Origin of the sequence: Pseudoalteromonas sp. AOP31-A2-14 (assembly GCF_052378035.1) — a bacterium.
Lineage (GTDB): Bacteria > Pseudomonadota > Gammaproteobacteria > Enterobacterales > Alteromonadaceae > Pseudoalteromonas.
The window spans coordinates 2,029,703-2,041,638 of record NZ_JBQSXI010000001.1 but is presented as its reverse complement, the minus strand read 5'-3'; the positions used below and the strand labels follow the sequence as shown (position 1 = coordinate 2,041,638).

Annotated in this window: 11 protein-coding genes, 1 pseudogene and 1 riboswitch; of the genes and pseudogenes, 8 read left to right on the top strand and 4 right to left on the bottom strand. The window is 39.3% G+C overall.

Annotation, left to right across the window (positions count from 1 at the left end):
* Positions 1 to 64 precede the first annotated feature (64 nt).
* Together ACT3S9_RS09390 and lysC are read left to right on the top strand one after the other, a co-directional pair.
* A pseudogene (locus ACT3S9_RS09390) lies at positions 65 to 438 on the top strand (sodium:proton antiporter); the annotation flags it as partial.
* A gap of 289 nt (positions 439 to 727) precedes the next feature.
* Positions 728 to 900, top strand: a riboswitch (Lysine riboswitch).
* A 77-nt stretch (positions 901 to 977) separates the two neighbouring features.
* Entirely contained in the window at positions 978 to 2,381 is a 1,404-nt protein-coding gene (gene lysC, locus ACT3S9_RS09385; protein ID WP_441834915.1) for a lysine-sensitive aspartokinase 3, read from the top strand.
* A gap of 113 nt (positions 2,382 to 2,494) precedes the next feature.
* On the opposite strand, the gene ACT3S9_RS09380 is transcribed toward lysC, so the two are convergent.
* Positions 2,495 to 3,229 carry a 4'-phosphopantetheinyl transferase family protein gene (locus ACT3S9_RS09380; RefSeq protein ID WP_441834914.1) on the bottom strand — a complete coding sequence of 245 codons (735 nt, stop codon included), beginning with the start codon at positions 3,227 to 3,229 and terminating at the stop codon, positions 2,495 to 2,497.
* Positions 3,230 to 3,359: 130 nt separating this feature from the next.
* Between ACT3S9_RS09380 and ACT3S9_RS09375 the strand changes: the two genes are divergently transcribed.
* The gene (locus ACT3S9_RS09375; RefSeq protein ID WP_441834913.1) at positions 3,360 to 4,682 is read left to right on the top strand and encodes a sodium-dependent transporter; all 1,323 of its coding nucleotides are present in this window, start codon (positions 3,360 to 3,362) and stop codon (positions 4,680 to 4,682) included.
* A gap of 281 nt (positions 4,683 to 4,963) precedes the next feature.
* Here the strand turns inward: ACT3S9_RS09375 and ACT3S9_RS09370 are convergent, their stop codons facing one another.
* Positions 4,964 to 5,488: a TetR/AcrR family transcriptional regulator gene (locus ACT3S9_RS09370; RefSeq protein WP_441834912.1), complete on the bottom strand. Its 525-nt coding sequence runs from the start codon at positions 5,486 to 5,488 to the stop codon at positions 4,964 to 4,966.
* Positions 5,489 to 5,715: 227 nt separating this feature from the next.
* Here ACT3S9_RS09370 and ACT3S9_RS09365 point away from each other — a divergent pair, with 227 nt between their 5' ends.
* From ACT3S9_RS09365 to ACT3S9_RS09345, 5 genes are all read left to right on the top strand, one after another.
* Positions 5,716 to 6,336 (top strand): glutathione S-transferase family protein, encoded by a 621-nt coding sequence (locus ACT3S9_RS09365; protein WP_441834911.1) that lies wholly within the window; start codon positions 5,716 to 5,718, stop codon positions 6,334 to 6,336.
* Positions 6,337 to 6,361: 25 nt separating this feature from the next.
* Positions 6,362 to 7,054 (top strand): cupin domain-containing protein, encoded by a 693-nt coding sequence (locus ACT3S9_RS09360; protein ID WP_441834910.1) that lies wholly within the window; start codon positions 6,362 to 6,364, stop codon positions 7,052 to 7,054.
* Between the two features lie 206 nt (positions 7,055 to 7,260).
* A complete protein-coding gene (locus tag ACT3S9_RS09355; RefSeq protein ID WP_024032784.1) occupies positions 7,261 to 7,641 on the top strand; it encodes a SpoIIAA family protein in 381 nt (126 codons plus the stop codon).
* Between the two features lie 187 nt (positions 7,642 to 7,828).
* Entirely contained in the window at positions 7,829 to 8,803 is a 975-nt protein-coding gene (locus ACT3S9_RS09350; protein WP_441834909.1) for a transposase, read from the top strand.
* A gap of 352 nt (positions 8,804 to 9,155) precedes the next feature.
* A complete protein-coding gene (locus ACT3S9_RS09345; protein WP_086959932.1) occupies positions 9,156 to 10,124 on the top strand; it encodes an IS30 family transposase in 969 nt (322 codons plus the stop codon).
* Positions 10,125 to 10,352: 228 nt separating this feature from the next.
* Here the strand turns inward: ACT3S9_RS09345 and ACT3S9_RS09340 are convergent, their stop codons facing one another.
* Both ACT3S9_RS09340 and ACT3S9_RS09335 read right to left on the bottom strand, forming a co-directional pair.
* Positions 10,353 to 11,342: a 2-hydroxyacid dehydrogenase gene (locus ACT3S9_RS09340; RefSeq protein WP_441834908.1), complete on the bottom strand. Its 990-nt coding sequence runs from the start codon at positions 11,340 to 11,342 to the stop codon at positions 10,353 to 10,355.
* Positions 11,299 to 11,820, bottom strand: coding sequence for a glutathione peroxidase (locus ACT3S9_RS09335; RefSeq protein ID WP_441834907.1), 522 nt, complete (start codon positions 11,818 to 11,820; stop codon positions 11,299 to 11,301). Before ACT3S9_RS09335 ends, ACT3S9_RS09340 begins: the two co-directional genes overlap by 44 nt.
* Positions 11,821 to 11,936: the final 116 nt, after the last annotated feature.

Genomic DNA, 11,936 nt, shown 5'->3' with positions numbered 1-11,936 from the left:
AATTTTATATTTCTATAAAGGTTATTCAAACACCACGGTAACTGCAATTATTTTAACCCTGATAATGCTTGCATTTGTGCTCATCGCTATAGAGGGTATTATCCATGTAAACAAGGGCAAAACTACGCTTTTCTTTGGCAGTTAATGCTGAATTATCTTATTTATCTCGGAGCTTAATGGGCAAAGGCCCGAAAACATACAACATTAATTCGGCCACAATATTTAGAGGTTGCCGCACTCTAGCTGTTTTTAATGGCTGCAATGAGCGCTGTTGTTTATTTAAACTCGTAAGGTTTTATCCAAAATACGGTGAATAGAATAATGCCAAGCGCGATTAGCAAACGCAAGCTGATGTTTTTGATTGGTGGTTTTTCGTTCTTATTTTCATCGTTTTCTGTCCATATTACTGCCGTGCTTATATCTCTTGTGGTGATATTGCTTTCGAGCACTAAAACGACCTTAATATTAAGTGTACCTTATTATTGGCTATGCGGCCGGTATTGTTGCGATAAGTTAAGTAAATACACTGACTTTTATGAGTTTTACCTATGTCAGTGTATTTATTAATTACTTATAAGTTAGGTTATATGGGCTCTTATATTGCAGGTAGTTTGGGTATAATAATTTTAAAACAACTTGACAGCTAGACGTCTAAACGATAAATTCCAAAAGCCCACTTTTACAGTGGGCTTTGTTATTTTAGGCGTTTACTTAAACGGTTAATATAACATTCAGAAGAGGTGCGATACTTAGGTACTTAATGTGAGGCGACGTAAGCCTGTGACCATTAACGAGGGAAGTACTCGCCGAGAAAAACAACTGAGCGTCGCGGTGGTTTTTCGGTTTATGGGGCTGAATCCTCAAAACTGTCACCAAATTAGGTGGAGAGCTTCTGGCAGTGGACTTTTCTTATCAAGCACCCCCTTGCCAAGTTCTTCTTGTATTATCGTGGTATGAATGCCACAAAAGGAGACGACATGAATACCCAAGTAGCTACAAATAACGCACAGCAGCCTACTCATATAGTAAAGTCAGACTATGTGGTCGCTAAATTTGGTGGCACCAGCGTAGCTAATTTTGATGCGATGAGTCGTTGTAGTGAGATTATTGTAGCCGATAGCAAAGTGCGTGTAGTGGCAGTGAGTGCCAGTGCCGGTGTGACTAATCATTTAGTAGCGCTATGCAATAAAGATTTATCAACAGATGAGCGGTGCAGTAATATTGCAGGCGTGCTGGCTATTCAAGAGTCTATTTTAAGTGAGCTATCACTGGATGCCGATTTAGCCCATGGCTATGACGAAACCATTAAAGCGTTTCAAGTACTTGCCGGTGAGCCTTTAAAAACAAAACAATCACACGATGAGCTATTAAGCTTTGGCGAACGGTTGTCGTCGTATTTATTTACCCAAGTACTGCGTTTAAATGGCTTAAATGCACGACGTTTTGATGTACGAAAAGTATTAAAAACCGATAGTCAGTTTTCCAAAGCGACACCAGATGTTGCTGCAACAGCCGCAGCGGCAAAAGAGTATTTAATACCGCTATTAGAAGAGCAGGTGGTTGTTACACAGGGATTTATTGGCTCTGATGAGGATGGTAAAACAACCACGCTTGGTCGCGGTGGCTCTGATTACAGCGCTGCATTACTCGCTGAAGCCGTAAATGCTAAAAGCGTACATATTTGGACAGACGTAGTGGGTATATTTAGTACTGATCCGCGTTTATGTGTAAACGCTACGCCTATTCCACGGCTAAGTTTTGACGAAGCCGCTGAAATGGCAACCTTTGGCGCAAAAGTATTGCATCCTGCGACTATTTTACCAGCAAGTAGAAGCCATATTGGTGTATTTGTTGGCTCAAGCCGCGAACCGCAGTTAGGCGGCACCTGGATTGAAAAAGAGAAATCTAACATACCGGGTATTCGCGCTGTTACCCAGCGTAAAAACCAAATATTACTAACTCTTAAAAGCCCTGAAATGTTATTAGCCAGTGGCTTTTTAGCGCGAGTATTTACAATTTTAAGCGAGTTTAGTATTTCGGTTGATTTAGTTACTACCTCCGAGATAAGTGTAGCCATTACACTTGATAACGCGCCTAATGCCTCGCGCCCAGAACTTGATCAGGACTGCTTAGATAAATTGGCCAAGTTTTGTCATGTATCGGTTGAAAACAACTTAACGCTGGTGGCCTTGATTGGTTCTGAAATTCAACTTCGCCAACATGAAATTAATTTAATGCAGGTATTAAGTGATTTTAATATTCGCTTAATATGCCATGGTGCGAGTAAGCACAACTTATGCTTTTTAGTTGAGCAAGGTGAATCAGATCTTGTTGTTCAAGCAATCCACCGCCGGTTATTAGAAGTTGAAACCGCCGCGTAATTAGCTTACATGTAGGTGCCTGGCTGTAAGTATTGAACCTTAAGCGCTGATTTATTCAGCGCTTACTAGGCTCTAACTAGTACAAAATACTCTTTTTCACCACATGACATTACTTAGTTTGGGGTTAATAAAGTATTAATGTCTTCAATATAATAGCACTGCCAGTTAGTACTTTTGCTGACTACGCTAATATCAAAATTGTTATATCTAGCGCTCACAGCCGTTAAACTCGCCTTTTGAAGTTCATCAAATATATTTGGGCTGAGTAGTTTAGCGATGGGCTGGCTGGTGGCTTTCGCTAAGGCTTCCTTCAAAGTCCAAATTCTAAAAAAACGTTCAGCTGAATGTTGCTTATTTGCAGTTATTAAATTGACTTCATCTGCATGATAAAAATGCTTTGCGAGCTTTTCAAAAGGGCGTTTTAAAGTTATTTTTTCTATATCAAACCCAAACGCAATGCGCTCAGGGTTTAACGCTGCACCTACAAAACCATTAGAGTGAGATAAACAGCTGCTAAACACGGTTTCACTACCCATAATATGTATAAGTAATTTACTGCTTTTTTCGTCAAATTCAGAGCTAATATGATTGGCTGGGGTATTTTTAAATTCAGTTGCGTGTTGTTTAACTAAATATTTTAGAAGTAACCGAGTGGCTAAATATTCTTGCTTAGCTTTAATGCTTCTACGGCGGTTGATCACGCTTAGTTCAAATTCACTTAATAGGATAGGTAAATCAAATTGACTAATATTAAGAGAGCGGGCATCCAATAATAAAATATAATTTTGCGTGTTTATTTGCTCAAATGGAGCGATCGTAAGTTGTTTTGTAAAAAAAGACGATGGCATAAAAGCTCGATTGGTTACTTTTAAATCAGTTGATTTACTTCCCGTACAGCACAGCGCAAATAGTTTACTGGTTGGGTGCTAAATATGGTTTAATTCACATCAGTGAGAAATAATAACAGATAGTAGATGTATGGCACAATTGCGCGATGGTTTCCAAAGCCGCCTTGGCTTTGTTTTAGCAGCTTCAGGTGCTGCGGTAGGGTTAGGTAATATTTGGGGCTTTCCCACGCAAGCGGCGAATCATGGTGGCGGTGCGTTTTTACTGGTTTATTTCATCGTAATATTTTTATTGGCTGTTCCAGCTTTATACACTGAGCTGTATTTGGGTCACCAAGCACAAGCCAATCCCGTAAAGGCGCTTAAAAACGCGTGGCAAGATCAAGCGCCCAAAGTAGGTGCGGCGGCAGGCTATTTTGGTCTTGGTGGTGCTATCGTGATGTTAAGCTTTTATTCCATTGTAGCAGGATGGATGCTTGCTTATGCACTTGAACCAATTACCACATTTTTTGGCTTTACAAACATTAGTCACTTTTTACAAACTGACTCTATGGCGCGTAACTTTGTATTTACGCCGCTGATGCTTATTTTAACTGCCAGCATTATCTTAAAAGGGGTTAAGTCAGGAATTGAAGCCTGGTCGCGCCGACTTATGCCCTTGCTACTGGTTTTATTGGTGGGCCTTATTGCTTACATAGCAACTCTAGAAGGTGCCAATGAAGGGTTTGCCGCCTATTTAGTGCCGGATTTTAGTCAAGTATTCGATCCAAATTTAATAATAGCCGCCATGGGACAGGCATTCTTTTCATTGTCGCTCGGTGTAGGTTGTATGATGATTTATGGCTCATATTTACGGCCTGACGCTAATTTGCCGCGTTTAACGGCATCCGTAGCATTACTTGACACCGGTGTGGCCTTTTTAGCTGGGTTGTTAATTATTCCTGCTATTTATGTGGCGCAACACAATGGCGTGCAAGTATTTAGTGATGGTAAGTTGATTGGCGAAGGTCAGCTTATTTTTGCTATTTTACCAGAGCTATTTAATACCATGGGTGAAATTGGTTTAGTGGTAGGTTTATTGTTTTTTGTATTGATGTCGATAGCATCACTGACTTCAACTATTTCATCAACTGAAATTCCGGTTGCGTTTTTAGTTGAAAATCATCACGTAGAACGTAAAACAGCGACCTTTATGGTAAGCCTCACTGTACTATCAGCCTCTTCATTAATCATTTTTAATTTTGATTGGTTATTTGGCTTAGTAATCATGGTGCTTACTCAGTATCAACTACCATTAATGGGCTTATTTTACTTTATTACGGTAGGGTGGTTATGGCGCCGTGGTAATCAATTACACGAAGCTGCAAGTGGAGTACGGTATTGGTTTGCACAATACATTCGTTTTGTATGCCCAATATTAATGACGGCTGTGTTTGCCAATGTCGCATTTGGGTAATAACTTAGTCTTCATGCGAACTTGTTCATAAATGAACATAGAACGCATGAAGAAACAAAGAGCTTAAATTCTTCGCATAGCAATGGTTTTATTTAGATGTTATCAATAAGATAAATAAACTAAACGTTAATCGAGTATCAGTATTTAAAAGGCGAATACGTATTAGCTTGTTTGTCAGGTTCGCTTAATAGGACTTAACCAAATCTGATAATCAGAAGTGTGCCAATTGCAGGTGTTTTGATGTCTGAAGTCAAGATTTTATCCCATAGAGATTTTAGTTACTAAGCTGGCTGTGTGGCAAGCTCAAAGTAGCTATTATCATCAAGCGTTTTGCTAATCATCATCGCGCCTTCAAGCAGACTTACGGTATGAATAGCAGCGTGTTTAGGTTGCTGCTCACCATTGGCACGGTGCGCCTCAGTAAGCCACTCTAAATTTTGATTAAAAAAACGTTTAACTTCAAGGCGTACTTTATCCGGAAGGCTATCGCTTTCGGCCCCTAGTAAACCACATAAACACATTTTTCGGTCAGTTACTAATGCACTTCTAAAAAGCTGAGTGTACACATCAATAGGATTTTTACCATTAGCTTTAAGTTCGCTTGGCGTGCCTAACGCATTTAAAAACGCATTAGTATATTGATGAGCAAGCTCAGCGCCTAAATCAGCTTTAGTAGGGAAGTGGTAATGAACACTGGCGCTTTTAATACCTATTTCGCTTGCCAGCTCTCTAAAGCTAAAGTTACTGTAGCCACCAAGGCGTACTTTGTTTTCTGCTGCTTCTAGTAACGCTTCTTTTTTGCTCATTTTAATTATACCTTGCTTTTAGTGACGAAATTATCGACCAGTAGGTAGTTTCTTTCAAGTCATTTATTCTTAAATAAATAGCATCAGCCAATAGCCCATCAATAAAAGTTCGAATAAATAGTAAATTTTTAATTTGACATAGAATTACTTTAACTATATAAAGTACCTATCGATAGGTAGGTTTTGAAGATCCTTCGATATCCAACTAATTTAATAATAGGTGATTTATGAAAATTTATGATGTAGAAAACTTCCCTAATCCATTACGTGTTCGTATAGCATTAGCTGAAAAAAATGCAACTGAACATGTTGAGTTTGTTCCGGTAGATTTACTTAATGGCGAGCATAGAACAGACGCTTTTTTAGCAAAAAACCCACTAGCAGGTGTACCTGTACTTGAGCTTGATGATGGTACATTTATATCTGAAAGCACTGCTATTACAGAATATATTGATACTGCTTTTGAAGGGCCATCATTAATGGGGAAAACCGCAAAAGAGCGTGCAGTGATTAACATGATGCAAAAGCGCGCTGAGTCTATGGTGCTTGACGCAGTGGCTACTTATTTTCATCATGCGACAGATGGCTTAGGTCCAGAGCTTGAAACGTATCAAAACGTAGCCTGGGGTGAAAAGCAAGGCGAAAAGGCAGATCAAGGGTTTAGCTATTTCAACGATGTACTAGCACAATCGACATTTGTTGGCGGTGAGCAGTTTAGTATTGCTGATATTACATTGTATGCTGGGCTTGTGTTTGCTGGATTTGCACAAATTGCGATTCCAAGTGAACTTACACATTTAAAAGCGTGGCAAGAAAATGTAGCACAACGAGAAAGTGTTGCTGCTTAAATACGCATATACATAGGAGCTTTAAGTGAAAATAGCCGCCGATTTTACTCAACGTGTCGTTGTTCATAGTGAACAACTTGATTGGATCCCTTCGCCAATGGCAGGTGTAGATAGGCGCCCACTTGATAGAGTAGGCGTAGAAGTAGCCCGTGCTACAAGCATTGTACGTTATGCTCCGGGCAGCGAATTCTCCCCTCATATACATACCGGTGGTGAAGAGTTTGTGGTGCTTGAAGGGGTATTTCAAGATGAACATGGCGATTTTCCACAAGGCTCCTATATTCGTAATCCGCCACAATCAAAGCATAAACCAGGCTCACAAAATGGCTGCATAATATTTGTAAAGCTTTGGCAGTTTCAACCCGAAGATAGAACTCACGTACGCCTACAAACACAGCACATGGGCAGCGTGCAGCACGCAACATTTAAAGGGCTTGCCATAACGCCGCTTTATAAAGATGACTATGAAGACGTGAGCATATTACACTTTGAAGCCGGTGCTAACATGCAAGTTAGCGCAATTGGTGGGGCTGAGTTACTGGTGCTTGAAGGCGATGTATGTGAGCAATCAGACATATTAGTAAAACACAGCTGGCTAAGGCTACCCATTAATAGTGATCTTAATATAACCGCAGGTAAGCAAGGTGCAAAAGTGTGGCTTAAATTAGGCCATTTAACCGATGTAAATAAGCAAATAGCGCGTGTGCAAGGCGCTTAACTATTTTTACTTGTACCATTAAATAGTTGATTTAGTTCAGTACTAATTAACTTAATAGGGTGTACTTTTATAGCTTAACTCAGTCAATGTTTGGCATTTGTATGTAGTTACTACTAACTTAAATAGAACAATTTAAGCCCTAGGCTTTAATTAATCCAAACAACAGGCTGTAAATATTTTAAGCGCACCCAGTTAAGGAGAGCAGCATGGTACATACAACACATGGGTTATCTATTGGTATTGAACGCGCAGGCAGAGAATTCTTTTTAAAATTAAAAGCAGTGGGTACACTCACCCATGAAGACTATAAAGTAATTACCCCCATGATCGACTCAGCCCTCGGCGAGGTTAAACACCCTATAGCAAATGTACTCATAGATGCCAGCGAGCTAGAAGGCTGGGAGCTTCGCGCCGCATGGGATGATTTAAAACTTGGCGTAAGACACTCAAAAGAATTTAATAAAATTGCTATTTATGGCAATCAAGAATGGCAAGCCCGCATGGCTAAAATAGGTAATTGGTTTATCTCAGGCGAGGTACAATACTACGAAAACGCCACCGCCGCCATCGATTGGCTAGATGAATAACGTGATTGAAAAACTTAAGTTAAAGCACTCTTTTAGAGTGCTTTTTATATATAGAAGTGTTGTTAAGTATTTGAATTTGCTTTATTTCAATTGTTAACAAAATAACAGTGACACCCATTTTATTTTTTGCAGTTTAGTGAACTAAGTACTAGGCTTTTATCAGTGCAAAAAATAAGCAGGGTGTCTTATGGCTATTGCAAGAAAGCGTCAAGTAAGTTTAGTTGATACAAAGTATTATCACTGTATTTCACGCTGTGTTCGTCGTGCATTTTTATGTGGCGAAGACCGTTTTACAGGTCAATCTTACGAGCATCGACGTGGGTGGGTTGAAGATAAACTACTTGAGTTAGCCAAGGTGTTTTGTATTGATGTATGTGCTTATGCCGTAATGAGTAACCATACCCATTTAGTACTGTATGTTGATGATAAAAAAGCAAACAGGCTAAATGATAAAGCGATTGTTATTCGCTGGCATAAACTCTGTAAAGGAACTGTACTTACGCAAAAATACATACAGGGTGAACAGCTAAGCAAAGCTGAACTTATCTTTTTTAATCAAACAGTAAAACAATACCGCGAGCGCTTATCAAATATTAGCTGGTTTATGCGGTTATTAAATGAAGACATTGCCCGCAGAGCAAATAAAGAAGACAACTGCACGGGACGATTCTGGGAAGGCAGATTCACATCTCAAGCATTATTAGATGAGGCAGCACTTGCAGCCTGTATGGCCTATGTTGATTTAAACCCCATTAGAGCAAAAGTGGCAGAAATGCCCGAAGAGTCAGACCATACCAGCATCAAACAACGCATAACACAGGCAAAAGAAGGGAGACAACCAAAACAACTACTTCGCTTTGCAGGCATCCCACGTCAAGTTATGGCAAAAGGACTGCCGTTTGAACTTAAATCGTACCTTGAACTTGTTGAGCTAACAGGGCGAATAATGCGAGAGGATAAATGCGGACATATTGACAATGTGACCCTTCCTTTACTCGTAAGGCTTAACATATCCCCAGAAAATTGGTTAAAACTCACCACACAGTTTACACGCGTATTCCATGGCGCAGTAGGCAGACCTAGTTCACAAATAAGTTACTGTGAAAATTTAAACAGAAAGCGTCGGGCAAATATCAGCAACTGCGAAAAGCTACTGGCATAACCTTAAAACATTCAGTAATAAATCATAACTGCATCATGCAGTCATTTTTATGTGTGTAATTTAGGTTTAACAGCGACAATCGCTCATTAAATGGATGAAATGAAAATAACTCTGCAATAGAAGAGAAATTATTAACCTAAAAATAAATTTTATGACATAGTTTGGTTTGTATCCTAAATTCGGATAATAAGTGCAATTTCTCAGATTAGATGGCCAGCTGTTATAATTCGGCCATTTTCTCGCCAAAGGAAATTGCTTTAATGACCTAAATTCGGATAATAAGTGCAATTTCTCAGATTAGATGGCCAGCTGTTATAATTCGGCCATTTTCTCGCCAAAGGAAATTGCTTTAATGAAATATAAACAGCTGACACAAGAAGAAAGATACCAGATTTACGCGTTAATAAAAGCAGGAAATAACCAAAAGCAGATAGCTGAAGAACTAACTCGTTCACCGTCATCTATTTCTAGAGAGCTAAAACGCAATAAAGGACTTAAAGGCTATCGGCCTAACCAAGCCAATAACTTTGCTGAACAAAGACGTAAGTCATCTTTCAAAGCAAGTAAGTTAACAGAGGACGTCACTCACTGGATTAATAAATTGTTGCATGACGGACTTTCCCCTGAGCAAGTGGCAGGCCGCTTAGCTTTAGAGAAACAGGTCGTTTTACATCATGAAACAATTTATCAATATATTTACAGAGACAAGGCTCGTGGTGGCAAGCTACATAAGACACTCACTCGTGCATGTAAAAAGTATAAAAAACGCTATGGAAGCTATGATAAACGTGGACAGATAGTTAATCGAGTCAGCATTGATGAACGCCCAAGTATTGTGGATTCAAAGTCTAGGATTGGTGATTGGGAGGGCGATACAGTGATAGGTAAAGGGCGTAAAAATGCGCTTGTCACAATGGTTGAACGTAAAACGTTATATACAGTCGTTCACAGAATTGAAAGCAAGCATGCGAAAATAACAGCCGATGCGCTGATCACGTGTATGACACCATATAAAGGTAAGGTTATTACCGTGACGTTAGATAATGGAAAAGAGTTTGCTCACCATGAGCATGTTGCACAAAAATTAGAAGCTGATGTGTATTTTGCTCATCCCTATTCATCATGGGAGCGGGGCATAAATGAGAATACCAACGGCTTACTTAGACGCTTCTTCCCCAAGGGAACTGACTTTATGGCGCTAAGTGAAGCAGAGATACAGGCGGCAGTTGATAAGCTCAACCATCGGCCAAGAAAAACAAGAGGGTATAAAACCCCTCATGAATTATTTACGGGGCAATCAGAAGTTCTGGTGGCTGCATAATGATTGCACTTAATACTTGAATTCAAGTATAATTAAAGTGGCTGTCTAGTTCAATTTTGTTCAAAAACGAGTTTATCGACCGTCTGCTTCTCGCTCATAACAGCGTGTCAGCTAAACTCTAAATAGCGTTAGAACAGATATGAGTTACTTCAACTTATGCAACTGACAGGCATAAGAAAAGTTAACTTGGTTGATTTTTAACTTTGACTTAGCACTTAAATCAGCTCCTTATTTCACTTCGTTACTCAGCGGTTGGTTATTTGCAAACTCAAGCGCATTATTTATGGTGGTTTGGGCTATTTCGCTGAGCGCCTCTTGAGTAAAAAAACCTTGATGCCCAGTAACAAGTACATTTGGAAAACTCACTAAACGTGAAAATACGTCATCTTGCATTATTTCATCGCTACGATTTTTAAAAAACAACTCTGATTCTTGCTCATAAACATCAAGGCCTAAATAACCAAGCTTTTTGCTTTTGAGTGCGTTAATACAGGCTTTACTATCTACTAATGCGCCGCGCGAGGTATTTATCAGCATGACGCCTTTTTTCATTTTGCTAAAAGCGTCCTCATTAATTAAATGGTGAGTCTGTTCGTTAAGCGGACAGTTTAGTGAAATAACATCACTTTTGTTAAGTAAAGTGTCAATATCGCAAAGTGTGTAATTACCCTCAGCTGCATAAGGATCACATACCAATAAATTTGCACCAAAGCCGTTAATAATTTTCACTAGTGCTTGGCCTATTTCCCCACAGCCAATAATACCAATGGTTTTTTTGAAGAGGTTAAACCCCAGTAAACCGTTTAAGTCAAAGTTGTCTTCGCGAATGCGGTTATAAGCTTTATGAGTTTTACGATTTAAGGTAAGCATTAAAGCAACACAGTGCTCTGCAACAGCTTCTGGGCTGTATGCCGGCACGCGGCACACTGTAATGTTATGTGCTTTTGCAGCTTTTAAATCAACGTTATTAAAGCCTGCACAGCGTAGTAAAATAAGTTTTATACCGTTATCTGCAAGTTGGCTTATAACGGCACTGTTCACCACATCATTTACAAACACACATACGGCATCAAAGCCTTTGCACAGCGTGGTGCTTTGCTCATTGAGTGTTTGCTCAAAATGACTGAGTAAAATATTTCTTTGGTTATTTAAACAGGCATTAAAAGGAGCCTGTTCATACTTTTGCGAACTGAAAAGTGCTACTGTTAGTTGCGTCATTAATTGTACTCTCTATTACCTGTTTTAAGGTTTCGGGTTTAGTACGCGGTGCATAGCGCACTGACAACTGTCCCTCAGAGTTTATTAGAAACTTGGTAAAATTCCATTTTATGGCACGATTTTGTGCTATTCCTCGGGTATGAGCTTTTAAATAATTAAATAACGGATGAGCCTCAGGGCCATTAACCATTACTTTACTAAACACAGGGAAACTAACATTAAACTGCTGTTGGTAAAAGCCTTTAATATCAAGGTTTCTACCAGGCTCATTATAATCAAATTGATTACAAGGAAACGCAAGTACCATAAAGCCTTGTGATTTATATTGCTGATATAGCTTTTCAAGAGCGCCGAGCTGCGCTGAAAAATTGCATTTACTGGCTGTATTTACAATTAAAGTTGTTTTACCTTTTAGTTGGCTAAAGGCAAAGTCTTCGCCGTTATAAAGTGCGGCGTTAAATTGATATATGCTATCCATAAGTTACCTTATTTGTGTCGTCCATGAGGAAATTTAATGAAGACTTTTTCATTCGCTTTTTGTCTATTTGGTTGAGATAATCAATATATCTTTTTAAGTTACCACTGAAATAGGTC